20 protein-coding genes are annotated in these 23296 nt (G+C 68.0%); 13 read left to right on the top strand and 7 right to left on the bottom strand.

Going from position 1 to position 23296, the window contains the following annotated elements; translation table 11 throughout:
* The first annotated feature begins 212 nt into the window (after window positions 1–212).
* The 4 genes from C0541_RS07920 to ubiM all read left to right on the top strand — a co-directional run bounded on the left by C0541_RS07920 (window position 213) and on the right by ubiM (window position 3069).
* Window positions 213–461, top strand: coding sequence for a hypothetical protein (locus C0541_RS07920; RefSeq protein WP_115047225.1), 249 nt, complete (start codon window positions 213–215; stop codon window positions 459–461).
* Between the two features lie 176 nt (window positions 462–637).
* On the top strand, window positions 638–1150 hold the full coding sequence (locus C0541_RS07915) for a DUF4019 domain-containing protein (protein WP_115047223.1): 513 nt from the start codon (window positions 638–640) through the stop codon (window positions 1148–1150).
* A 25-nt stretch (window positions 1151–1175) separates the two neighbouring features.
* Entirely contained in the window at window positions 1176–1577 is a 402-nt protein-coding gene (locus tag C0541_RS07910; protein ID WP_115047221.1) for an MAPEG family protein, read from the top strand.
* A gap of 313 nt (window positions 1578–1890) precedes the next feature.
* Window positions 1891–3069 carry a 5-demethoxyubiquinol-8 5-hydroxylase UbiM gene (gene ubiM, locus C0541_RS07905; protein WP_115047411.1) on the top strand — a complete coding sequence of 393 codons (1179 nt, stop codon included), beginning with the start codon at window positions 1891–1893 and terminating at the stop codon, window positions 3067–3069.
* 208 nt (window positions 3070–3277) lie between these two features.
* Here ubiM and C0541_RS07900 read toward each other — a convergent pair whose 3' ends face one another.
* The 4 genes from C0541_RS07900 to C0541_RS07885 form a co-directional block, all read right to left on the bottom strand.
* Window positions 3278–3598: a hypothetical protein gene (locus tag C0541_RS07900; RefSeq protein ID WP_161959945.1), complete on the bottom strand. Its 321-nt coding sequence runs from the start codon at window positions 3596–3598 to the stop codon at window positions 3278–3280.
* Window positions 3595–3837: an RNA-binding S4 domain-containing protein gene (locus C0541_RS07895; protein WP_115047219.1), complete on the bottom strand. Its 243-nt coding sequence runs from the start codon at window positions 3835–3837 to the stop codon at window positions 3595–3597. Before C0541_RS07895 ends, C0541_RS07900 begins: the two co-directional genes overlap by 4 nt.
* Before the next feature lie 160 nt (window positions 3838–3997).
* Window positions 3998–4645: a hypothetical protein gene (locus tag C0541_RS07890; RefSeq protein WP_115047217.1), complete on the bottom strand. Its 648-nt coding sequence runs from the start codon at window positions 4643–4645 to the stop codon at window positions 3998–4000.
* Window positions 4646–4672: 27 nt separating this feature from the next.
* Window positions 4673–5173, bottom strand: coding sequence for an RNA polymerase sigma factor (locus C0541_RS07885; protein WP_115047215.1), 501 nt, complete (start codon window positions 5171–5173; stop codon window positions 4673–4675).
* Window positions 5174–5344: 171 nt separating this feature from the next.
* On the opposite strand from C0541_RS07885, the gene C0541_RS07880 reads away from it, so the two are divergent.
* The 4 genes from C0541_RS07880 to C0541_RS07865 all read left to right on the top strand — a co-directional run bounded on the left by C0541_RS07880 (window position 5345) and on the right by C0541_RS07865 (window position 11926).
* The gene (locus tag C0541_RS07880) at window positions 5345–7279 is read left to right on the top strand and encodes a DEAD/DEAH box helicase (protein WP_115047213.1); all 1935 of its coding nucleotides are present in this window, start codon (window positions 5345–5347) and stop codon (window positions 7277–7279) included.
* Window positions 7280–7550: 271 nt separating this feature from the next.
* A complete protein-coding gene (locus C0541_RS07875) occupies window positions 7551–9956 on the top strand; it encodes a putative bifunctional diguanylate cyclase/phosphodiesterase (RefSeq protein ID WP_161959944.1) in 2406 nt (801 codons plus the stop codon).
* Window positions 9957–10004: 48 nt separating this feature from the next.
* Window positions 10005–10727 carry a pseudouridine synthase gene (locus C0541_RS07870; RefSeq protein WP_115047211.1) on the top strand — a complete coding sequence of 241 codons (723 nt, stop codon included), beginning with the start codon at window positions 10005–10007 and terminating at the stop codon, window positions 10725–10727.
* A gap of 128 nt (window positions 10728–10855) precedes the next feature.
* Window positions 10856–11926, top strand: coding sequence for a GGDEF domain-containing protein (locus tag C0541_RS07865; protein ID WP_115047210.1), 1071 nt, complete (start codon window positions 10856–10858; stop codon window positions 11924–11926).
* A gap of 87 nt (window positions 11927–12013) precedes the next feature.
* Here C0541_RS07865 and C0541_RS07860 read toward each other — a convergent pair whose 3' ends face one another.
* The gene (locus C0541_RS07860) at window positions 12014–12961 is read right to left on the bottom strand and encodes a DMT family transporter (RefSeq protein WP_115047208.1); all 948 of its coding nucleotides are present in this window, start codon (window positions 12959–12961) and stop codon (window positions 12014–12016) included.
* A 37-nt stretch (window positions 12962–12998) separates the two neighbouring features.
* Complete coding sequence (locus C0541_RS07855) at window positions 12999–13832, bottom strand: DUF72 domain-containing protein (protein WP_115047206.1); 834 nt, start codon at window positions 13830–13832, stop codon at window positions 12999–13001.
* 295 nt (window positions 13833–14127) lie between these two features.
* Here C0541_RS07855 and rraA point away from each other — a divergent pair, with 295 nt between their 5' ends.
* From rraA to C0541_RS07830, 5 genes are all read left to right on the top strand, one after another.
* Window positions 14128–14628 (top strand): ribonuclease E activity regulator RraA, encoded by a 501-nt coding sequence (gene rraA / locus C0541_RS07850; RefSeq protein WP_115047204.1) that lies wholly within the window; start codon window positions 14128–14130, stop codon window positions 14626–14628.
* 53 nt (window positions 14629–14681) lie between these two features.
* Entirely contained in the window at window positions 14682–16247 is a 1566-nt protein-coding gene (locus C0541_RS07845; RefSeq protein WP_115047202.1) for a serine hydrolase, read from the top strand.
* Between the two features lie 284 nt (window positions 16248–16531).
* Window positions 16532–17797 (top strand): cation:proton antiporter, encoded by a 1266-nt coding sequence (locus C0541_RS07840; RefSeq protein ID WP_115047200.1) that lies wholly within the window; start codon window positions 16532–16534, stop codon window positions 17795–17797.
* Window positions 17798–17847: 50 nt separating this feature from the next.
* Window positions 17848–18450, top strand: a complete 603-nt coding sequence (locus tag C0541_RS07835) for a plasmid pRiA4b ORF-3 family protein (protein ID WP_115047198.1) — start codon at window positions 17848–17850, stop codon at window positions 18448–18450.
* Window positions 18451–18711: 261 nt separating this feature from the next.
* Window positions 18712–20544: an ABC transporter ATP-binding protein gene (locus C0541_RS07830; protein ID WP_115047196.1), complete on the top strand. Its 1833-nt coding sequence runs from the start codon at window positions 18712–18714 to the stop codon at window positions 20542–20544.
* Window positions 20545–21407: 863 nt separating this feature from the next.
* On the opposite strand, the gene C0541_RS07825 is transcribed toward C0541_RS07830, so the two are convergent.
* A complete protein-coding gene (locus C0541_RS07825) occupies window positions 21408–23213 on the bottom strand; it encodes a DUF885 domain-containing protein (RefSeq protein WP_115047194.1) in 1806 nt (601 codons plus the stop codon).
* Window positions 23214–23296: the final 83 nt, after the last annotated feature.

The raw sequence follows: 23296 nt of genomic DNA, 5'->3' as shown, positions 1-23296 counted from the left end.
CCACAGATAGGGGTCCGGCGTGGCCTTCGCTGCGGCCGGAGCATCCGCCGCGCGGGCAACGGCAATGCCGGNTCCAGACCTCGGCCACGCAGATCAACGCGGCCGCCAGCGAGTCCGCGCCGGGTCCCGCCCAGGGCGAGGGCTGAGCTTCACGCGCACCGCACTGCTCGCTGCCTATGGTCGCGGCATATCACGGAGCCGGGGGGGGCGACATGCTCGGGAAGACGAAAGGCGTTGCGCTGGCGTATCTGCCATCGGCGTTGCTGGTACTGGCCGGATTCGGCGTAGCCGAACTGCTGCAGGTGATCGCCGCGGCCAGGCAGGTGCAGTGGCCGGCGACGCTGGCGGTGTGGCTGAGCCTGCTGGCGCTGATCGCGGCGATCGCCCGCGCGCTGTGGATCAGCTGGCGGCTATGGCGGCCGCGCGGGGTCGCCGCGGTCCCGCCCGGCGGCGACGTCTGATGTTGTCAGGGCCGGCGCGCAGTGTCCGCAGCCGGCTGCTGCGATCGATGCGCGTGCACCGCGACATGCAGCGCAGGTCTTAAACTGCCGCACCCGCCGCACCCGCCGCACCCGCCGCACCCGCCGCACCCGCGTTGGCTCCCCTTTGTTTGCTACGTACAAGGTCAATCTGCCCCATGGTCCGTCCCTGTCTGCTTGCCACGCTGCTGTTGGCTCCCTCGCTGGTCCTGGCACAACAGCCGCAGACCGCTGCACGTCCGGCTGCCGCTGCGTCGACCACGGCACCCGCGGCCAGCACCGCGCAGCAGGCGCAGCTGGTCAAACAGAACACCGAGATGACCCAGGCGGCATTGCGGGTAGCGCAGATGGTCGATGCCAACCAGGTCGCCTCGCTGTGGGATGGCGCCTCCAGCGTCGCCAAGACCGCGGTCAAGCGCGATGTGTTCGTGAGCCAGATCGGCGCCGAACGTGCGCGCCTGGGGGCGGTGGTCGGACGCGGACAGGGCTCGGTGACGCGGGTCAAGTACGCCGCCGGCGCGCAGGTGCCGGAAGGCCTCTACGTCAACGTCAGCTTCCCGACCCGCTTTGCCAAGGCCCAGCAGCCGTTACGCGAGCTGGTGTCGTTCCGGCTGGACGAGGACAAGACCTGGCGGCTCGCCGGTTACAGCCTGCGCGCCTCGATCAAGTGATGCCGCAGCGCATCGGGAGACCCGCTTGGAACTGACCATCGAACTGCAGATGCTGGGCTGGGCCCTGGTGCTCGGCCTGGTGCAATTGCTGGCCGCCTCGGCCGGGATGACCGCCCAGCGCGGGACCAAATGGAATGCCAGCGCCCGCGATGGCGATGCCAAGCCGTTGACCGGCGTTGCGGCACGGCTGGATCGCGCATTCCGCAATTATCTGGAAACCTTCCCGATCTTTGCCGCCGCCGTCCTGGCAGTGAGCGTTGCCGGCCGTACCAATGCAGATACCGCACTGGGCGTGCAGCTGTACCTGTGGGCGCGCGTGGCCTACGTGCCGGCGTATGCGGCGGGCATTCCCTACCTGCGCAGCGCGATCTGGGTGGTGTCGTTCTGGGGCATCGTCAAACTGCTGCGGGCGTTGCTGGGCTGGTGACGCAGGCCCGGCGGGGTGCGCGCAGCCAGTGGGGCAGTGGCTGAGAAAACACAGCGACCGATGCGTCGCTGCAACGGCGGCCCGTCGGCTGCCTGCCCGCTGCTTGATCCTGATCAACGGCCCGCCGCTACCACTGCCGTTAAACTGAGGGCCGCTACCAGGACTGCTGCGCGCAGCGCCAGGCGGATGCGGTCCTTGCCCGGTATGGCAGGGCCACGCGAGCTCGCGGCGCCTTCGCACCGCCGCTGGCATCTGCCCGTTGCATGCGCGGTTCTGTTAGCTCCCCTGGGGGTCGGTGGTGAAGGAGCGCAGCATGCAATCGGTGGATATCGCGGTCGTTGGTGCCGGGCCGGTCGGCCTGAGTTTTGCGCGCTCCCTGGCCGCCAGTGGGCTGTCGGTGATGCTGGTCGAGCAACAGCCACGCGCGCAGCTGGCCGAGCCGGCCTTCGATGGACGCGAAATCGCGCTGACCCATGCTTCGCGTGCATTGCTGGAGCAACTGGGCATCTGGCAGCAGTTTCCCGCCGATGCGATCTCGCCGCTGCGCGACGCCCGCGTCATGGACGGGCATTCGCATTTCGCATTGACCTTCGCCGCCTCCGCGCGGGGGGCCGGCGATCTGGGCTGGCTGGTGCCCAATCATCTGATCCGCCGCGCGGCCTGGCAGGCGCTGCAGGCGCAAGCCGGGCTGGAGATCCGCTGCGCCTGCACGCTGCAGGCCGTGCAGCAGGAGCGCGACCGCGTGGCGCTGCAGTTGTCCGACGGGGAAACGGTGTCGGCGCGCCTGTTGGTGGCGGCCGACAGCCGCTTTTCCAGCACCCGGCGCCTGCTCGGCATCGGCGCGCAGTTGCGTGACTTCGGCAAGACCATGCTGGTGTGCCGGATGCGCCATGCGCTGCCGCACCGGCATGCCGCCTGGGAGTGGTTTGGCTACGGCAAGACGCTGGCGTTGCTGCCGCTGCAGGGCCATCGCGCCGGCGCGGTGCTGACCTTGCCGCCGCGACAGGTGGAGGCCTTGCTGGCGATGGAGGCGGTGGACTTCAGTGCGGCAGTGACCGAGGCGTTCGAGCATCGGCTCGGGCCGATGCAGCAGGACGGCAGCCGGCATGCCTATCCGCTGGTGGCGGCCTATGCGCAACGCTTTATCGCCGAGCGTGCCGCGTTGATCGGCGATGCGGCGGTGGGCATGCATCCGGTCACCGCGCATGGCTTCAATTTCGGACTGCAGAGCCAGGCGCGCCTGGCCGAGCGCGTGCGCGTCGCTGCGGCAGCCGGGCGCGACATCGGGGCTGCGGCCCTGCTGCAGGGCTACGAGCGGGCGCACCGGCTGGCGACGCGGCCGCTGTATGAAGCGACCAATGCGCTGGCCGCGCTGTACACCGACGACCGTGCACTGGCCCGCCTGCTGCGACGTGGCGCCCTGCGCGCCGCGCATGCGGTGGCGCCGTTCAGGCAGGCGATTGCGGCGCATCTGACCCAGCGCAGCGTCTGACGTATCGACGTGGGAGCAGGCAGGCGCAGTGCGTGCAGCGCTGCGCTGCTGTCCTCATGCGCAGGGGCTTGCACCGATGTTCGACGCGCGGGCGGGCAATGTGGTCAGCGGCCCGTTCGCGGGTGTTGGTGCGGCAATCGTGCGGGCTCGGTCAGCTCGGCTGTCATCGGGGCTGTCATCAGGCGCGCCGCAGTCAGGCACGCAGCCATCAGGCAGGCGCGTTGACCCGTGCAAGAATCGCATCGATCGCGGTGCGCGCATCGCCGCTGCGCAAGGCGTCTTCCAGCAGTGGAATCACCCAGGCGCAGCCGGCCTTGGTCACGTCTGCGCGCCAGCCGCCGGGCCAGCCTTCCAGTTCGTGCAAGGCCAGCATGCTGCAACCGCCGCGCTCGGCGTGACCGCCACGGATCGACTGCTCGAACCAGAACGGCGTGGCCGACTCGACGTCGATCGAAAAGATGTAGACATCGTGGTCCGGATCGTCGGCCGAGGGCGCGTTGTTGCGCCAGCTGACCTGCACCACGCTCATCCTGTCGGCTCCGCATCGGGGTCCAGCGCCAGCACGCGGATCTCCACATCGTCCAGTTGCACGCACTGGCCGGGGCGGATCTTGGCGGTCTTGCGCAGTTCCTGCACGCCATCGACGCTGACCGCGCCGCTGGCGACGATCGCCTTGCCCTGGCCACCGCTGTCGGCAATCCCCGCCAGCTTGAGCAGCTGGTTGAGTTCGATGTACTCGCCGTCCAGGTCGAATTCCAGAAATTGCATGGTGTGCTCGGTGACAGGAAGACGGCGATTATCTGCCTGTCGCAGCCGGCAACACCACCGTGCCGAATGCGGCCCCGGTAGGTGGAGTCGGGGCAACAGCGCGACGCAGACGCGCCAGCGGCGTGCACGATGCCGGCGTCGCGGTGCGGCGTTGGCAAGCTTATTCGCATCGAAAGCGTGCAATCTCGTCCAGCATGCTTTCGGCGCGCACGATGCCGGGCCCGGCATGCGCGTTGTCGATGCGCTCCAGCCACGGATGGCGGCTGCGCTGCAGCCGTCGATAGCCGAGCCAGGTGCCGATGCCGCCGAGCACGCCCACCAGCAGATTGAGCAGCAGCCAGTCGTGCGGCAGGGTCAGGCCGGTCAGTGCGCGCCAGCCGGCGTCCGCCACGGCCACCCACAGCACCCAGAACGCCACGCCCAGCCACGGGGCCATCCGCGTGCGCCAGCGCCGTAGCTGCGCGAGCGCGCGCTGCGTCGGCAGCAGCGGTCCGGCAAAGTCCAGTTGCGCCAGCAGCTGCAGCTGCCGTAGTGCGGAGATCGCCAGTGCAATGCTCCACAGCTGCAGCAGCACGCCGCCGATGATCGCCGCAACCTGGTCGGCGTGGTCAAGCCAGTTGCGTGCGATCACGATGTGCAGCGCCACGGCGCACAGCAATTGCGCCGATTGGCTCAGCCACAGCGGGCGCAGGCTGGTGCGCGCCGCATGGCCACGCACCTGGCCGAGGATGTGGCCGATCTGCGTGCCGTGCCGATCCAGGCGGTGTTCCATCGCGTGCCAGGCGCGTTGCATCTCGTCGAGTTCCATCGAATGTTCCTTGGGCGAAGTGGGTGGTCAGAGTTCGGCGCGGATGCGCGCCTTGAGGCGGCTGAGTTTCGTGGCGACATTGGTCTCGCTGATGCCGAGCACCTCGCCGATCTCGCGGTCGCTGTGCGCGTCCAGGTACAGCAGCATCAAGGCGCGTTCCAGCGGCGGCAGGTGGGCGATGAAGCCGTGGAGTGCGGCCACCTGCTGCGCGTGTGCCGGGTCGCGCGCCAGCGGGTCGGCGATGCTGTCGGCCACCGCCTCCAGCGGGAGCGGGTCCTGCGGTACGCGGCCGCGGCCGCGCAGATCGCTGATCGCCACGTTCAAGGCGATGCGGTACATCCAGGTGGAAAAGCGCCGGCCGGCATCGTAACCGGGGAACGCGCGCCATAACTGCACGGTGATGTCTTGCGCCAGCTCGGCGCGGTCGTCCGGGTTCCAGCAATAGCTGGCCGCGACCTTCAGGACGATGCCGCGGTGCTGCTGCAGCAGGGCGTTGAAGCGGGTGTGCAGGTCTGTTTCCAGGGACATGGCTCCGGCCGGGTGGGGGAATGACAAGGGTCGAGGAGATGATTCGCCGCAGCGCGCAAATCCTCACAAGCTGAACGGACTGTCACGGAAATTTCGACAGCAGGGGGCCTGAGGGCGCACACTATGCTGCTTTGCGCCTGCCGGCTCCGTGCGGCGCCTCCGGAGTTACCCATGACCCAAGAATCTTCCGCGCCGCTGCTGTTTGCAGACCTCGGCCTCTCGGACGCTGTGATGAAGGCCGTTGCCGCCGTCGGCTACGAGTCGCCGTCGCCGATCCAGGCTGCCACCATTCCCGCGCTGCTGTCCGGCCGCGACGTGCTCGGCCAGGCGCAGACCGGTACCGGCAAGACCGCCGCGTTCGCGCTGCCGGTGCTGTCCAATGCCGACCTCAACCAGCTCAAGCCGCAGGCGCTGGTGTTGGCCCCGACCCGCGAGCTGGCCATCCAGGTCGCCGAGGCGTTCCAGAAATATGCCGAAGCCATTCCCGGCTTCCGCGTGCTGCCGGTGTACGGCGGCCAGCCCTACGCCCAGCAGCTGAGCGCACTCAAGCGCGGCGTGCACGTGGTGGTCGGCACCCCGGGCCGGGTGATCGATCACCTGGATCGCGGCACGCTCGACCTGTCCCAGCTCAAGACGCTGGTGCTGGACGAAGCCGACGAAATGCTGCGCATGGGCTTCATCGACGATGTCGAAGCGGTGCTGAAGAAGTTGCCGGAGAAGCGCCAGGTGGCGCTGTTTTCGGCAACCATGCCGCCGGCGATCCGCCGCATCGCGCAGACCTACCTGAAGGACCCGGCCGAAGTCACCATCGCGGCCAAGACCACCACCTCGGCCAACATCCGCCAGCGCTACTGGTGGGTGAGCGGCCTGCACAAGCTGGACGCACTGACCCGCATCCTGGAAGTCGAGCCGTTCGACGGCATGATCATCTTCGCGCGCACCAAGGCCGCCACCGAAGAGCTGGCGCAGAAGCTGCAGGCACGCGGCATGGCTGCGGCGGCCATCAACGGCGACATGCAGCAGGCCGCCCGCGAGAAGACCATTGCCCAGCTCAAGGACGGCAAGCTCGACATCCTGGTCGCCACCGACGTGGCTGCGCGCGGCCTGGACGTGGAGCGTGTCAGCCATGTGCTGAACTACGACATCCCGTACGACACCGAGAGCTACGTGCACCGCATCGGCCGGACCGGCCGTGCCGGCCGCAACGGCGACGCGATCCTGTTCGTCACCCCGCGCGAGAAGGGCATGCTGCGCGCGATCGAGCGCGCCACCCGCCAGCCGATCGAAGAGATGCAGCTGCCGAGCGTGGATGCGGTCAACGACACCCGCGTGGCACGCTTCATGACCCGCATCACCGAGACCCTGGCCGGCGGCCAGATCGAGATGTACCGCGACCTGCTGCAGCGCTACGAGAGCGAGAACAACGTGCCGGCGATCGATATCGCCGCGGCGATGGCCAAGTTGCTGCAGGGCGATGCGCCGTTCCTGCTGACCCCGCCGGTGCGTGGCGCGCGCGAGGACTTTGCCCCGCGCGAGCGCAACGATCGCGGCGACCGCCACGACCGCGGCGAGCGTCCGCGCTTCGAGCCGAAGTTCGAGCGCGGCCCGCGTGCCGATGGCGAGCGCGCGGCCCGTCCGCCGCGTGCGGAGCGTCCGGCCTTTGCCGATGATGGCGCCGGTGGCGAGCGCCCGCGGCGCGACCCGGTTGCGCCGCGCGGCGAGCCGGAGTTCGGCATGGAGAGCTACCGCATCGAAGTGGGCCACACCCACGGCGTGAAGCCGGCCAACATCGTCGGCGCGATCGCCAACGAAGCCGGCCTGGAAAGCCGCTACATCGGCCGTATCGACATCCAGGACGACTATTCGATCCTGGACCTGCCGGCCGACATGCCGCGCGAGCTGCTGACGCACCTGAAGAAGGTCTGGGTGTCCGGCCAGCAGCTCAACATGCGCAAGCTGGAAGAAGGCGAGGCGGCCGCGTCGCCGTCCAGGCCGCGCTTCCCGCGCGGCGGCAAGCCGTCCGGTCGTCCGAATGGTCCGAACCGTCCGATGGACCGTGCCGGCGCGCCGCATCGCAAGGGTCCGCCCAAGCCGCGCGGCGAGTAAGCGCCGCTGACAACCCGGCGGCCTGCGGCGGTCCGGCCCGCGTTGCCGGACGCCGTAGCCGCTATGTTTGCTGGTGCATATCGATCCGCGGGCGTCGCCCGTCGATCCTGCACCGGATGCCCGCGGCATCGTGTTAGCCGGGCTAAGTTTTTGTTCCGCTGCGGACACGTCGGTGCTGCCATACAGACTGGGCCATTGCGGCCGCTACTGCCTTCAGGCGCCCATCGGGCGCCTGAATCGCATTGGGCGGCGACAGGGTTCGGGGATGACGATGGCGCAGATGGCGGGCGGCAAGAGCGGTGGGCGGACCATGCACCTGATGCGCGGCTGGCTGACGCTTCCCTTGGCCTTGTTGATCGACATCGCGGTCGGCATGGCGGTGCTCTCGGCGCTGGTGATCGAGATCCAGTCCGGCGCGACGGCCTGGATCGTCGGCCAGAGCCACTGGTCCAATGCCCAGCAGGAGGCGGTGTACTGGCTGGAGCGCTACCTGGGGAGCGGCGATCCGGCCGACCTGCAGGCCGCCTGCCGCGCGCTGGAGGTGCCGCTCGGCGACCGCGCTGCACGCGAGGCGATCGAGCAGCCGGTGATCGACTGGGCCTCGGTCCATGCCGGCCTGGCCGCCGGTCGCAATGCCCGTGAGGACATGCCGCAAATGGTGCGGCTGTATCGTTACGGCCATGCCTTTCCGTATCTGGGCGATGCCATCGCGATGTGGAAGCACACCGATGCCGACCTGCTGCGGCTGAGCGCCCTGGCCGACCGGGCCGCCTCGGTGCAGGCCACCGGCCGGCCCGACCCGCGCGCGCTGCAGGCCTTGCGCGACGAGCTGCACCTGCTCGATGGCCGCATGCGCGGCGATACCGCGCAGTTCCAGGCGCTGCTGATCCGCTGCGCGCGGCTGCTGCACGATGTGATGGTGATCTGCAGCCTGGCGACCCTGTTGCTGGTGCTGACCACCTGCGTGCTGGCGATGCGCCGCATCCGCGATTATCTGCTCTCGCACGAAGGCCGCTTTCGCACCGCGTTTCAGCAGGCGGCGCTGGGCATGGTCAAGTTCGACCTGCGCGGCCGCGTGCTCGATGGCAACGCCTCGATGGCCAACATCCTGCGCTACCGGCCCGACGAGTTGCTGGCCTGCACGCTGGCCGAGGTGATGCACCCGGACGACATCGCGCTGGACAGCCGCGGCCTGATCGACTGGCCGACGCTGCTGCAGTCCGGCGAACGGCGCTTCCTGCGTGCCGACGGCGGGGTGATGTGGGGGCGCTGGAGTGCCTCGCTGGTGGAGCCCGGCCCGGAAGAGCCGTCCCTGGTGCTGGCAGTGATCGAAGACGTCTCGCAGGCGCACGAGCTGGCCGACGAAGTCGCCTTCCATGCGCGCCACGACGCGCTGACCGGCCTGATCAACCGCCGCGAGATCGAACGCCGGCTGCTGCGCCTGATCGAGCCGCCGCAATCGCCGCAGCTCCGCCATGCGCTGTGCTTCGTCGACCTGGATCATTTCAAGCTGGTCAACGACACCTTCGGGCATGCGGTGGGCGACAAGTTCCTGTGCCACTTCGCCGACGTGATCACCATGCAGTTGCGTCCCGGCGACTGGCTGGGGCGACTGGGGGGCGATGAGTTCGCGATCCTGCTGGCCGATACCGACCTGGCGCAGGCGCAAACCGTGCTTGAGCGCATGCACGCGGTGCTGGGCCAGCCGTGGAGCCATCAGGGCGGCCGGCCGCTGACGCCCAGTTGCAGCTTCGGCGTGGTGGAAATCCGCCAGGGCGCCAGCGACGTCAATGCCCTGATGACCGCCGCCGACCTGGCCTGCTATGCGGCCAAGGAAGAGGGGCGCAACCGGATTCGCTGTTTCGGCGAGAACGATCTGGCGCTGGCGCGGCGCCGCCACGACGGCGGCTGGATCAGCGCGGTGCAGCAGGCCATCGCCGAGGACCGCCTGCTGCTGTATGCGCAGAAGATCCAGGTGTTGCGCGATCCGGCACGCCTGCAGTACGAAGTGCTGGTGCGCATGCGCGCGCACGATGGGCGGGTGCTGAGCCCTGGCGAATTCCTGCCTGCGGTGGAGCGCTACGGGCTGGGGCGCATGGTCGATGTGCATGTGCTGGAAACGCTGTGCGCGCAGCTGGCGGCCAACCCGATGCATGTGGCAGCGCTGGACCTGTGCCACGTCAACCTGTCCGCGCAGTCGATCGCGCAACCGGATTTCCTCGATTTCGTGTGGTCCCTGTTCGAGCGCTACCCGAAGCTGGTGCCCAAGCTGTGCATGGAGATCACCGAGACCGCCGTCATCGGCGACCTGGAGCACGCGCGGCGCTTCGTGCAGAGCGTGCGCGCGCGCGGCTGCCATGTGGCGCTGGACGATTTCGGCAGTGGCCTGGCCTCGTTCGGCTATCTCAAGCAGTTCACCGTGGATGTGCTCAAGATCGATTGCGGCTTCGTGCGCAACTACGCGCATGACGCGGTGGACCGTGCGGCGGTGCATTCGATCGCACAGGTCGGCCTGGCACTGGGCATCGAGGTGGTGGCCGAGGGCGTGGAGTCGGAAGCGGACATCCCCGGCCTGCACGAGGCCGGGGTCGGCCAGGTGCAGGGTTTCAGCCTGCACCGTCCGTGCCCGCTGGACGAGTTGCTGCATGCCGGGCAACCGCAGCCGGCGCTGTCCTGATCGCACCTGGATGCACGCGGGCCGCCGCAAATCGCCGATAATCGGCCGATGACGACCCGACTCAACAAATACATCGCCGAAACCGGCTTCTGCTCCCGCCGCGAGGCCGATCGCCTGATCGGCGAACGCCGGGTCACCGTCAATGGCGTGGCCGCCGGCACCGGTGCGGTGGTGGGCGAGGACGACACCGTGCTGGTGGACGGCCAGCCGCTGCGCACGCGCACCGCCAGCAAGCCCGGTGGTCGCACGCATGTCTACATCGCGCTCAACAAGCCGGTGGGCATCACCTGCACCACCGAGAGTTCGGTCAAGGGCAACATCGTCGAATTCGTCGGCCACGAGCAGCGCATCTTTCCGGTCGGCCGGCTCGACAAGGAGTCCGAGGGGCTGATCCTGATGACCAGCAACGGCAACATCGTCAACGAGATCCTGCGCGCGGAGAACCGCCACCAGAAGGAGTATCTGGTCGCAGTCAACAAGCCGGTCACCGACGAGTTCCTGCGTGGCATGGCGCGCGGCGTGCGCATCCACAACGAGACCACGTTGCCGTGCCGCACCGCGCGCATCGCCAAGTTCGGCTTCCGCATCGTGCTGGAGCAGGGCTTGAACCGGCAGATCCGCCTGATGTCTGCCGAATTCGGCTACCGCGTGACCCAGCTGCGCCGTGTGCGCATCGACAACATCAAGCTGGCCGCGCTCAAGCCGGGCCAGTGGCGCAACCTCAGCGATGCGGAACTGCGTGGTTTGCTGCCGCAACGTACCGAGTGGTGAGTTCGTCCGGCGCGCTGGGCTGAACCGCAGCGACACGGTGCGTCGGCTGCCGATGGGCAACCCGATGGTCGCGCATCACCTGCTCGGTCATACTTGCGCAGCTGACAGCCAGCTGGGGAGCGGGCAGGGTGATCAAACCGACATTGCCGGACAACGAAGCCGAACGGCTGGCCGCGCTACGTCAGTACGAGGTGCTGGATTCGCCGCCCGAACGTGCCTTCGACGACCTCACCATGATCGCGTCCACGCTGTGCCAGACGCAGATGGCGGCGGTGGTGCTGGTGGACGAAGACCGGCAATGGTTCAAGTCCGCACACGGCGCGCCGCGCAGCGAGGCATCGCGCGACATCTCGTTCTGCGCGCATGCGATCCTGCGCCCGGACGAGGTGATGATGGTCGACGACACCTTGCTCGACCCGCGCTTCTACGACAATCCGATGGTGACCGGCAGCGCTGCGGTGCGCTTCTATGCCGGCGCGCCGCTGGTGACCAGCGAGGGCATGGCGCTGGGCTCGCTGTGCGTGTTCGACCAGACCCCGGCGCATCTGCGCCAGGAGCAGCGCCAGGCCCTGCAGGCATTGTCGCGGCAGGCCGCGCATCTGCTGGAACTGCGCCTGGCCGGAAAGCGCCTGCGCCAGCAACTGCATGAGCGTGAGTGGTACGAGCAGCAGCTGGCCGGCTACTACGCGCAAATGGATGCATTGAATGCCGATCTGGTCGAGCAGACCCGCACCGATCCATTGACCGGCCTGCCCAACCGGCGAGCATTCGCCGCGGCGCTGGCTGCGGCCATGGAACAGACACGTGCGGCGGGCCAGCCGTTGTCGGTGGCGTTGCTGGACGTGGACCACTTCAAGACCGTCAACGACGTGCACGGGCACGACCAGGGCGATGTGGTGCTGCGCGAGCTGTCGGCGTTGCTGCGCGCGCATGTGGCCGGTGCCGGCACCATTGCCCGTTATGGCGGCGAGGAATTCGTGCTGCTGCTGCCCAATGTGGACCTGCTGCAGGCACGCGTGCAGTGCGAATCCCTGCGCCAGGGCGTGGCGGTGATGACGATCGCGCTGTCGGTGACGGTGAGTATCGGCGTGGCCACGCTGCATGTGCTGGAAAGCGCCGATGCGGTGATCAAGCGCGCCGACCAGGCGCTGTATGCGGCCAAGCGGGGCGGGCGCGACCAGGTGGTGGCGTTGGGGTAGGGGTGTGCGCACGCGGGTGCGTCATCGACAAGGCCGGTCGCGACCTGGACCGCTGCGACGGTGATGTTCGTTGGTTGCGCCGTGCGGTCACTCGACGATGGTCTTCGCCTCGGCGGTGCCGAGCAGTTCCGGATGCACGATCGTGCGTCGGCGTTCCAGCACCGGATGCAGGAACACCGCGCCGAGAATGATCGCCACACCGAGATAGAACTGCACGGTCAGCTCGCGTTGCTCGCCGAGCAGGGCGATCGCCAGCACGATGGCGTAGACCGGTTCCAGGTTGGTCACCAGTTGCACCGAGTACGCGCTGAGATGGCGCAACGCCACCAGCGCCAGCGCAAACGGCAGCAACGTGCAGGCCAGCGACAGCACCAGCAGCAGGACGCCATCGTGCAGGCTGGGGATAATCATCAGGTCGCCATGCAGCGACGGCAGCAACATCGGCATGGCCGGCGCCAGCAAGGTCAAGGTCAGCGTGCCGGCGCCCAGTTCCAGTGCGGTGACCGTGAGCGGGTCGGCATGCGCGACCATGCGCTTGTTGAGCGAGCCGAACAGGCCGACGAACACCGCAGAGATTGCGCCGACCACCACCCCGGCCCGCATGCCATCGGGCACCCCGCCAACCACCAGCGCCACGCCGGGCAGTACCGCCAGGCCGAACAGCAATTCGCGCGGGCGGAACGGGCGCTGCGTCACCCATGGCTCGATCACTGCAGTGAACACCGGCGCCAGCGCGATGCAGGTCGCCGCCACCGAGGCATTGGCCAGCTTGATCGCGCCGTAGAAGGTCAGCCAGTGCAGCGCCACCAACGCACCGATGCCGCAATAGCCCAGCACCACGTGCGCGGACAGGCCGCGCAGCCCGCGCCATACCCGCGGCAACAGCGCCAGTGCCACCACCACGATCACCATGCGCCACCACACCAGCGGCAACGCCGGCAGCGTGATCAGCTTGCCCAGGATCGCGGTGATGCCCCAGAGCAGGACGCAGAAATGGATTTGCAGTTGCGCCTTGCGCAGGTCGGTCGTGGGCATGCGCCATTGTCGCGCAAGACGCGCTGCAACGCCCCTGCTAGCGCGACCCCAGCGCCTGCAATAACGCCATTGCCGCCGCCGGATTGCGCTCCTTGGCGGCGCTGATGAAAAACACGAACACTTCGCGCGGGGTGGACTTGTCTGGCGTGGCCGCATCGATGTGCGGCAGGTCCGCCGGGTCCTCGCCGCGCCGCCAGGCCTGGATGCGTTCGGCCCAGCGTGCCAGTGCCGGTGCCGGATAACCTGCAGTCAGACGCGCCTGGCTGCGCATCAATCGCGCATAGACAAAACCGGTGGACAGATCGGCAAAGGACGGATGCGCGTCCGAGTCGGTGAATACCGTGGCCACTCCATGCCGGCGCACCAAGGCCAGCAACGAGGCATCCACCGCGGCGTGGTCGCGGATTTCCAGCACATGGCGCAGCACGCGCTTGCCGGCGCGTCTGGGCAGCAACGACAGGAACGCGTCCAGGTCGTCGGCCTGCAGCCGGTGCCCCTGTTCGAACTGCCACACCAGCGGCCCCAGCGTGTCGCCGAGCTCGACAATGCCACCGACGAAGTCGTCCACCTGCGCCTGGGTGCCGGCCAGTTTGCGTGACTGGGTGATGCGGCGCGGTGCCTTGGCCGAGAACACGAACCCGGGCGGCACCTGGTCGCGCCACTTCGCGTAGGTGGCCGGTTTCTGCGCCCCGTAGTAAGTGCCGTTGATCTCGATGGCGGTGAGGTGGCGGCTTGCGTAGTCCAGCTCGCGGCGTTGTACCAGCCCTTCCGGATAGAACATTCCCGCCCGCCATGGCGCATACACCCAGCCGCCGATACCGACGTGGATGCCATCGAGCGCGGGCGGGGTGGCGGCGAACAGATCGGTCATGAGGGATTCCACGTTGGCGTGAGCGCGTGCCTGGCATGTCCGGTGCACGCACCTGTGGCAGGCCGCGCCGATGATAGCCCCGCCGGCTCCGCCGTGACGCCCGGCGCTTGCCGCAGCGTCCGCGCGCACGGCCAGGCAGGCGCGGCCGTTGCCCGGGACCGTCTGCAGGCACGCTGTGCACAGCGATCCAGGCGTAGCCCGGCCAGGCGGCGCGGCGATCGGCGGCTCGCTCGGCGGCTTACGCGGACGCGGCCATGCCGCTACCATCGGGACTCGCCACTTGCGGACCGCAGCGATGACCTGGACCACGCCCGATCTGTGCGATCGTTTTGCCGAGGTGAGCATCGCCGAGCCGGTGTTCCGCTCCTACGGCGCACGTACGGCATTTTGCGGGCCGATCACCACGGTGCGCTGTTTCGAGGACAACTCGCGCGTGCGCGAACTGGCCGCCACGCTTGGCGACGGACGGGTGCTGGTGGTGGACGGGCAGGGTTCGCTGAAGCATGCGCTGCTCGGCGACCAGGTCGCCGCACAGGCGGTCGCCAACGGCTGGGCCGGCGTGTTGATCCACGGCTGCGTGCGCGATGTGGAGATCCTGGCCACGCTGTCGCTGGGCGTGCTGGCGTTGGGCGCCTGTCCGCGCCGCACCGAGCGGCGCGATCTGGGCGATGTGGATGTGCCGGTGAATTTTGCCGGCGTGGCCTTCGTGCCCGGCCATTGGCTGTATGCCGATGGCAACGGCGTGTTGGTGGCACCGCTGCCGCTGTCGCTGGACAGCGCCGGCGGATCGACCTGAGCGACATGCGAGGACCTGGGACAGTGACCGTGAACCGATGGCTGAGTGGAGGCATGCTGATGCTGGCAAGCGTGGTGGCGACGACGCAGGCGGCCGAGCTTCCCGCCGGCATGCAGCAGTTCGATGCACAGATGGAGCGCGTACGCGAGCAGTTCGATGTGCCCGGCATTGCGGTGGCCATCGTCAAGGATGGGCAGGTGGTGCTGGAGCGCGGCTACGGCGTGCGCGAGATCGGCAAGCCTGCACCGGTGCAGGCCGAGACGCTGTTCGCGATCGCCTCCAACACCAAGGCCTTCACTGCCGCATCGCTGTCGATCCTGGCCGACGAGGGCAAGCTCTCGCTCGACGACAAGGTCATCGATCACCTGCCGTGGTTCCGCATGTCCGACCCGTACGTCAGCGGCGAGATGCGCCTGCGCGATCTGCTCGCGCACCGCAGCGGCTTGAGCCTGGGGGCGGGCGACCTGCTGTTCTGGCCGGCCACCAGCTACAGCACCGAAGAAGTCGTGCAGCGGCTGGCCAAGGTGCCGTTGAAGGGCGGTTTCCGCGATCGCTACGCCTACGACAATATCCTGTACGCGGTGGCGCAGAAGGTGATCGAGCAGGTCTCCGGGCAGAGCTATGCGGCGTTCCTGCAGCAACGCATCTTCGCCTCGGTCGGCATGCGCGGCACGCGCTTCAATGCCGATCGACTGCAGCCGGGCGACAACGCGGCCGTGGGCCATGCCAAGTACGACTTCAGCGAACTGCGCACGGTCGCGCCGCTGACCTGGTCCAACAACTCCGGTGCCGGCGGCATCTATTCCAGCGCGCACGACATGGCCTTGTGGATGAAGGTGCAACTGGCCGGCGGCCTGCTGCCGGATGGCACGCCGTTGTTCAGTGCCAAGCGGCAGCAGGAGATGTGGTCGATGATCACGCCGATCGCGATTGCCGAACCAGCGGTGCCGGAGCTGGCGGCAGCACGCCCCAATTTTGCCGGCTACGGCGAAGGCTGGAGCCTGAGCGATTACCGCGGCCACCGGCTGGTCTGGCACACCGGCGGCTGGCCGGGCATGGTGTCGCGGCTGACCCTGGTGCCCGACCAGCAGCTGGGCGTGGTGGTGTTGACCAACCAGGAGGTTGGTGCGGCCTTCAATGCGGTGACCCTGCAGGTGCTGGATGCGTTCCTGCAGGTGCCGGCCACCGATTGGACCGCCGCCTATGCCAAGGCGGTGGCCAAGGCCGACGGCGATGCGGACAGCAGCTGGAAGAAGCATCTGGACGCCCGTGCAGCGCACTCCACGCCCTCGCTGCCGTTGCGCGGCTATGCGGCGACCTACCGCGACCCGTGGTACGGCGAAGTGGTGATCCGCCAGGACGGCAAGCGCCTGCGCCTGCAGTTTTCCAGGACCGCGCAGCTGGTCGGCACGCTGGAGCACTGGCAGCACGACAGCTTCATCGTGCGCTGGGACGATCGCAGCCTGAATGCCGATGCCTTCGTCAATTTCGCGCTGACCCCGGACGGCACGGTGCGCGAGATGCGCATGCAGGCGATCTCGCCATTGACCGACTTCAGCTTCGATTTCCAGGACCTGGTGTTGACGCCGGTGGCGGCAGCGCAGCCGCCGCAGAAGTGATGCGTCGCTGATCGCTGCGGCAGGCCGTCGCCATTGCATGCGCGTGCGGTGGCGGTTGCTTGCGGCGCATCGTTGCCATCCGTGCGCTCACCGCACCCTGCGCATGCGCTGCCCAGCGCGGGATCGCGCAACCGGGCCCGGCGCATCTGCCGCGTGGTCCCGGAACATCGCCTCGTTCCATCCAGCCCCGGCCTGCCGAGGCCGGCGAGGCAGCCGCACGATGGCTATCGCCCACCGGCATCGCTCGTTATGATCCGCGCACTTCTCAGGATGTTGCCGAACGCATGACCACTCCGCAGATGTCGGTGTATTTTTTTCTGCAGGCCGCAGCGATTCTGCTGGTATGTCGTCTGGTGGGGCTGCTGGCCAGGCGTCTGGGGCAACCGCAGGTGGTGGGCGAGATGATCGCCGGGGTGATGCTGGGGCCATCGCTGTTCGGCTTGCTGGCACCTGCAACCCAGGCAGCCTTGTTTCCCAGGCAGACCATGGATGTGCTGTACGTGTTCGCGCAGTTTGGCGTGGGCCTGTACATGTTCCTGGTCGGGACCGATTTCCGTGGCGATCACTTCCGCGCGCGCTACCGCAGCGCGATGAGCGTGTCGCTGGCCGGTATCGCGGTGCCGTTCGCGCTCGCCTTTGCGATGTGCCCCTGGTTGCTCACCGTGGATGGCCTGTTTTCCGACAAGGCCAAGCTGATGGAGGCCTCGCTGTTCCTGGGGGCGGCCATCGCGATCACCGCGTTCCCGATGCTGGCGCGCATCATCCACGAGCGCGGTCTGACCAATAGCCCGTTGGGCACGCTGGCGCTGACGGCCGGTGCGTTCGACGATGCAGCGGCGTGGTGCATCCTGGCGGTGGTGCTGGCCAGCTTCGGCGGCAGTTGGGGCAGTGCCTACCTGGCCATCGGCGGTGGCGTGGGCTATGCGTTGTTCATGATCTTCGTCGGCCGGCATCTGCTGCGTCGGCTGGCCGACCACGTGGTGCCGGACCAGCCGCTGGGCAACGGCGTGCTGGCAGTGATCCTGATGCTGTTTTGCGTCAGCGCCTGGGCGATGGATGCGATCGGCATCCATGCGGTATTCGGCGGCTTCCTGCTCGGCGTCTGCCTGCCCAAGGGGCCGCTGACCGAGAAGTTGCGCGAGATGCTGCAGCCGTTCGTGGTGGTGCTGCTGCTGCCGTTGTTCTTTACCTATTCCGGCCTGAAGACCCAGCTCAGCGTGCTGCTGCAGCCGCAGATCATGCTGGCTGGCGTGGCGATCCTGGCCGCCTCGTTCATCGGCAAGGGCGTGGCCTGCTGGGCTGCGGCCCGCGCCACCGGCGAAAACAACCGCGACGCGATGGCGATCGGCTCGCTGATGAATGCACGTGGCCTGATGGAGCTGATCATCATCAACATCGGCCTGCAGGCCGGGGTGATCGAGCAGGGCCTGTTCTCGGTGCTGGTGCTGATGGCGATCCTTTCCACCCTGATGGCCACGCCGCTGTTCAACTGGATCATGCGCCGCCATACCAACATGACCGGTGCGGTGCCGAGTCTGCAGCAGCGCTGAGGCGCTGCCATCGATTCCACCCTTCGGGCACGAGCCATAGCCAGGACACGATGACCAAGATCAAGACCAAGACCAAGGCTGCACAGCCGGTGCTGCCCGCGCCTGCGCCGGTGTATCAGCTGCAGGTTGCGCTGGTGGAGAGCGCGCCGTTGATCTGGCGCCGCGTGCTGGTGGTGGGGTCGCTACGCCTGGCCACGCTGCATCGCGTGCTGCAACCGGTGATGGGCTGGCACGGCGCGCATCCGTACGAATTCGACCTGGGTGGCGGCCGCTACGGCGAGTCCGGGCTGGAGGTGCCGGACCGGCCACGGCTCAAGCATGCCGCGCGCGTCACCATCGCGAGCGCGGTGGGCGAGCTGGAGCGCTTCGACTATGTCTACGGTGCCGGCGCCGGCTGGCAGCACCGCGTCCAGGTCGAGGCGATCCTGCCGCCGGATGCCGGCCTGCGCACGGCCCGTTGCGTGGACGGTGCCAACGCCTGCCCGCCGGAAAACAGCGAAGGGATCGCGGCCTACCAGGCGCTGCTGCAGATCATCGCCGACCCGGATCATGCGCAACATGTGCAGGAGCTGGCCACCCTGGGTGCGCGCTTCGATCCGGGCCATTTCGATCCGGCCGAGGTCAACCGCCTGCTCGCGCGCGTTCGCGAGTAAGCGCCACTGCGCAGGGCGTTGCCCAGCGTGGTCGCGACGCGCGCGCGGCTCGACGCACGGTGGGGCCACTGGCTGACGCCGATGACCTGTCGTGGTCACCAGGCCATGCCTGGCGCAGGCGGCCGCAAGCGATGCGCCGGCGGGCACCTGCAGCGCATGCCCGGACCGCGTGTGTGGATGCAGGCGCCGCGCGCCGGCGCCACTGCAGCTTGACGCGCGATCGGCTAGCCTGCGCTCCCGGTTTTTCCCGAAGTGTCTGCGATGTTCCGCTGGTTCGAATCCCTGATCGATGTCTTCCCGCCCATCGAGCGGGACATGCCACCGCGTAGCGTGTGGCGGTTCTATCTGCATTACCTGCGGCCGTTGTGGCCGATCCTGCTGGCCACGCTGATCGCCGGGTTGCTGCTGGCGCTGGTGGAAGTGGCGATGTTCGACTTCCTCGGGCGCATCGTCGACATGCTGGCCGAGCGACCGGGAGCGGATTTCTTCCGCCGGCATGCCGGCGAGTTGCTGTGGATGGCGGCGATCACGCTGGTGGCGCGGCCGCTGTTCACCGGGCTGCACAACCTGCTGGTCAACCAGGCGATCGTGCCGGGCCTGAGCAACCGCTCGCGCTGGCTGATGCACAACTACGTGGTGCGGCAGAGCCTGGGCTTCTTCAACAACGATTTTGCCGGCCGGATCGCCAACCGGGTGATGCAGACCGGCACCTCGCTGCGCGAATCGGCGGTGCAGATGGTCGATGCACTCTGGTACATCGTGGTCTACACCGGCAGCGCGCTGTGGTTGTTCGCGCAGGCCGACCCGTGGCTGATGCTGCCGTTGCTGATCTGGCTGGTGGTATACGTCGCGCTGATGGCGTTCTTCGTGCCGCGCATGAAGGCGCGTGCGTGGATCGCATCGGATGCACGCTCCAAGGCCACCGGGCGCATCGTCGACGGCTACACCAATATCTCCACGCTCAAGCTGTTCGCCCACGCCGGGCGCGAGCAGGCCTATGTGCGCGATGCGATCGACGAGCTGGCGGTGAAACATCGCGGGCAGACCCGCGTGACCACCACCATGGACACCGCCATTGCGGTGGCCAACGGCTTCCTGATCGTCGGTACCTGCGGGCTGGCGTTGTGGCTGTGGAGCCGCGGCCAGATCAGCGTGGGCGCGATCACGCTGGCGACCGGCCTGGTGATCCGCATCCACAACATGTCCGGCTGGATCATGTGGACGGTCAACGGCATCTTCGAGGACATCGGCAGCGTGCAGGACGGCATGCAGACCATCTCGCAGCCGGTGCTGGTGCAGGACGCGCCCGACGCAGTGCCGTTGCAGGTGACGCAGGGCCGGGTGCAGTTCGAGCACATCCATTTCCATTACGGCAAGCGCGGCGGGGTGATCGCCGGGCTGGACCTGCAGGTGCGTGCCGGCGAGAAGATCGGCCTGGTCGGCCCATCGGGCGCGGGCAAGTCGACCCTGGTCAACGTGCTGCTGCGGCTCTATGACCTGGAGCAGGGACGTATTTTGATCGACGGGCAGGACATCGCACAGGTCACCCAGGAAAGCCTGCGCGGGCAGATCGGCCTGGTCACCCAGGACACCTCGCTGCTGCATCGATCGATCCGCGACAACCTGCTGTATGGCCGGCCGCAGGCCAGCGATGCGCAAATGCTGGAAGCGGTGCGCAAGGCGCGCGCGGAGGGTTTCATCGACACGCTGGTCGATGGCGAAGGCCGGCGCGGATACGATGCGTACGTGGGCGAACGCGGGGTCAAGCTGTCGGGCGGTCAACGGCAGCGCATTGCCATCGCGCGGGTGCTGCTGAAGGATGCGCCGATCCTGATCCTGGACGAGGCCACCTCGGCGCTGGATTCGGAAGTGGAAGCGGCGATCCAGGACAGCCTGGACGCGTTGATGGGCAACAAGACCGTCATCGCGATCGCGCACCGGCTGTCCACCATCGCGCGCATGGACCGGCTGGTGGTGATGGACGCCGGACGCATCGTCGAAACCGGCACGCATGCGCAGCTGATCGCGCAAGGCGGGCTGTACGCACGCCTGTGGGCGCGGCAGACCGGCGGGTTTGTCGCGGCGGATGGGTGAGGGAAACGAGGCGCTTGAGTGTGGCGCGATCTGGACGTTGCAGGTTTGAAGCGCGCCGAATGCAATGGCAACAATCGCGCCGGCAAGTCCCTCTCCCGCGTGCGGGAGAAGGGACATGCGTAAAGCTGCAATAGCCCCTCTCCCGCGTGCGGGAGAGGGGTTGGGGTGAGGGGNATCGCGCCGGCAAGTCCCTCTCCCGCGTGCGGGAGAAGGGACATGCGTAAAGCTGCAATAGCCCCTCTCCCGCGTGCGGGAGAGGGGTTGGGGTGAGGGGCGCGGCTGCGGTGAAGCCAGGTGCGTATGGGTGGCACACCAGGCGTCGCTCGCGCCCTCATCCGCCCCTGCGGGGCACCTTCTCCCGCGAGCGGGAGAAGGGAGATGCGTAAAGCTGCAATAGCCCCTCTCCCGCGTGCGGGAGAGGGGTTGGGGTGAGGGGGGGCGCGGCTGCAGTGAAGCCAGGTGCGTGTGGGTCGCACACCAGGCGTCGCTCGCGCCCTCATCCGCCCCTGCGGGGCACCTTCTCCNCCTTCTCCCGCGTGCGGGAGAAGGGACATGCGTAAAGCTGCAATAGCCCCTCTCCCGCGTGCGGGAGAGGGGTTGGGGTGAGGGGGGGGCGCGACTGCAGTGAAGCCAGGTGCGTATGGGTCGCACACCAGGCGTCGCTCGCGCCCTCATCCGCCCCTGCGGGGCACCCTCTCCCGCACGCGGGAGAAGGGACATGCGTAAAGCTGCAATANTGGGTCGCACACCAGGCGTCGCTCGCGCCCTCATCCGCCCCTGCGGGGCACCCTCTCCCGCACGCGGGAGAAGGGACATGCGTAAAGCTGCAATAGCCCCTCTCCCGCACGCGGGAGAAGGATCGGTCACTCGATCGGCTGGTCCAGCATCAGCTCGCGTGCAAAGCGCACCGGCGGGGCGCCGTAGGACAGCATCTGGTCGTGGTACGCCTTCAGGCTGAACTTTTCGCCCAGCTTGTCCTGCACCGCCTTGCGCGTATCCAGATGTTCCTGCACGCCGACGAAGTAGGTCGGCAGCTGCGCCGACGACAGTTGCGCACGCACCCACTTGCCCGAGGCCTCGCTCTCCTGCTGGAAGGTGTCGTGGGTCATCAGGTGCATCGCCTTGTCGCGCTCCCAGCCATCCACATGCACGCCCTGGTCGAGGATGGCATTGGCAATGGTGCGCAGGTAGAACTTGAGCTGCACCAGGTGGAACAGTGGGTCGTTATCCAGGTAACCCTGTTCCTGCATCATGCGCTCGGTGTACACCGCCCAGCCCTCGGCGAACATGCCCGAGCGCAGCACCGCGCGCAGCGTGGAGGGGAACTTGGCCGAATGCCAGCCTTCCAGGTAGTGGCCCGGGGTGCCTTCGTGGATGCTGAGCAGGTGGATCATGCGGCTGTTGTATTCGCGCAGGAACGAATCGACCTGCTGGTCGTTCCAGTCGTCGGGAATCGGCGAGACCGCGTAGAAGGTCTTGAGATTCTTGTCGAGCGGGCCGGGCGAATCGCAGTACGCCACCGCCACGCCGCGCTGGAATTCCGGCATCAGGATGATGTCCACCGGCGAATCGGGCAGCGTCATCAGGTCCTTCTGGCGCACGAACTCGGTGGACTGCGCCAGTGCGGCCTTGGCGGCGTCCACCACCTTGTCGCGCGCGGGCTTGTCGGCATAGGCCAGTTCCAGCGCCGCCTCGATCGCGGCCTGCTGCTGGGCGTCGTTGGGCGTCTCGGGCAGTGCCGGTGCGCCGGGCTTGTCCTTGAGCACCGTACGCGCGATACCGTACATCTCGCCACGCACGCGCTTGAGCTCGGACTCGGCGCGCTGCTTGATCTCGGCGCGCGACAGCGACGACAGCAGCGCAAATTTCAGTTTCTGATCGTAGAGTTGCGCACCGACGCGGAAATCGCCCTTGGCGTTGGGTACCAGCACGGTGTCCAGCCAGGTCTGCTGCTCGGCCACCGCCTTGCGCAGCGTGTCGATGGCCGCCTGGGCGCGCGCCGCTTCGATCGGGCCAAGCTGGCCGATGTTGGGCGCGATGAAGGTATCGACGATGCTGAGGATGCCCTTGTTCTGCTTGGCCACCGTTTCGGCATGGATCTTCGGCACGCGCGCCGGGTCCAGGTTTGCGCGCGCCTGCGCGAAGATGCCGGGGATCTTCTCCATGCGCTGCGTTGCCGAGGTCAGGCGCTCGGGCAACGGCGCGAATTCGCGCGCCATCAGGCCATACAGCGCGCTGCCGGCCAGGCCGTTGTAGACCTGCGGGTCCCAGGCCCAGCTCTGCAGCACCTCGGTGTTCCAGATTTCCGATTGCAGCTGGTTGCGCAGGATGGCCGCATCGACCTGGTTCTCGCGCGACAGCCTGGCCACCGCGATGGCATCCAGGTCCGCCAGCAGCTGCTTGCCGGCATCCAGGCTGCGCTGGCGGCCGGCGCTGCTCAGATCGTCGATCTGCGTGTCGAAGCGGTGATCGCCGGTCTGGGTGGCGGTCACCGGCGACAGCTGCATCCAGGTGTCGAGCGCGCGCTTGGACAGCGCCGCAAAGCGCGCATCCGGCGTCTGCGCATCCTGGGCGCCGGCATCAGTGGGGCCGGCGCGCGGCGATTCGGGCTGTTGCTGGCAGGCGCCGAGGCCGGCGAGCAGGGCGAGGACGAGCAGACGTTGACGCATGGTGGATCCCGATGGAAGCAATCGGCCAGCATAGGCATCTGCAGGCTTGTCCGCATCCGCCATTGGTTTAGAGTGGCCGCTTC

The sequence above is a fragment of the Xanthomonas arboricola genome (assembly GCF_003353015.1).
GTDB lineage: Bacteria > Pseudomonadota > Gammaproteobacteria > Xanthomonadales > Xanthomonadaceae > Xanthomonas > Xanthomonas arboricola_E.
This window is presented reverse-complemented; position numbering and strand designations above follow the sequence as displayed.

Excerpts from the sequence above, each read along its gene's own strand:
- C0541_RS07915 (WP_115047223.1), top strand. The coding sequence starts at position 638 with ATGGTCCGTCCCTGTCTGCTTGCCACGCTGCTGTTGGCTCCCTCGCTG.
- ubiM (WP_115047411.1), top strand. The coding sequence starts at position 1,891 with ATGCAATCGGTGGATATCGCGGTCGTTGGTGCCGGGCCGGTCGGCCTG.
- C0541_RS07855 (WP_115047206.1), bottom strand. The coding sequence starts at position 13,832 with ATGACCGATCTGTTCGCCGCCACCCCGCCCGCGCTCGATGGCATCCAC.
- C0541_RS07875 (WP_161959944.1), top strand. The coding sequence starts at position 7,551 with ATGGCGCAGATGGCGGGCGGCAAGAGCGGTGGGCGGACCATGCACCTG.
- C0541_RS07840 (WP_115047200.1), top strand. The coding sequence starts at position 16,532 with ATGACCACTCCGCAGATGTCGGTGTATTTTTTTCTGCAGGCCGCAGCG.
- C0541_RS07860 (WP_115047208.1), bottom strand. The coding sequence starts at position 12,961 with ATGCCCACGACCGACCTGCGCAAGGCGCAACTGCAAATCCATTTCTGC.
- C0541_RS07835 (WP_115047198.1), top strand. The coding sequence starts at position 17,848 with ATGACCAAGATCAAGACCAAGACCAAGGCTGCACAGCCGGTGCTGCCC.
- C0541_RS07890 (WP_115047217.1), bottom strand. The coding sequence starts at position 4,645 with ATGGAACTCGACGAGATGCAACGCGCCTGGCACGCGATGGAACACCGC.
- rraA (WP_115047204.1), top strand. The coding sequence starts at position 14,128 with ATGACCTGGACCACGCCCGATCTGTGCGATCGTTTTGCCGAGGTGAGC.
- C0541_RS07845 (WP_115047202.1), top strand. The coding sequence starts at position 14,682 with ATGCTGATGCTGGCAAGCGTGGTGGCGACGACGCAGGCGGCCGAGCTT.
- C0541_RS07880 (WP_115047213.1), top strand. The coding sequence starts at position 5,345 with ATGACCCAAGAATCTTCCGCGCCGCTGCTGTTTGCAGACCTCGGCCTC.
- C0541_RS07900 (WP_161959945.1), bottom strand. The coding sequence starts at position 3,598 with ATGAGCGTGGTGCAGGTCAGCTGGCGCAACAACGCGCCCTCGGCCGAC.
- C0541_RS07895 (WP_115047219.1), bottom strand. The coding sequence starts at position 3,837 with ATGCAATTTCTGGAATTCGACCTGGACGGCGAGTACATCGAACTCAAC.
- C0541_RS07830 (WP_115047196.1), top strand. The coding sequence starts at position 18,712 with ATGTTCCGCTGGTTCGAATCCCTGATCGATGTCTTCCCGCCCATCGAG.
- C0541_RS07825 (WP_115047194.1), bottom strand. The coding sequence starts at position 23,213 with ATGCGTCAACGTCTGCTCGTCCTCGCCCTGCTCGCCGGCCTCGGCGCC.
- C0541_RS07920 (WP_115047225.1), top strand. The coding sequence starts at position 213 with ATGCTCGGGAAGACGAAAGGCGTTGCGCTGGCGTATCTGCCATCGGCG.
- C0541_RS07885 (WP_115047215.1), bottom strand. The coding sequence starts at position 5,173 with ATGTCCCTGGAAACAGACCTGCACACCCGCTTCAACGCCCTGCTGCAG.
- C0541_RS07870 (WP_115047211.1), top strand. The coding sequence starts at position 10,005 with ATGACGACCCGACTCAACAAATACATCGCCGAAACCGGCTTCTGCTCC.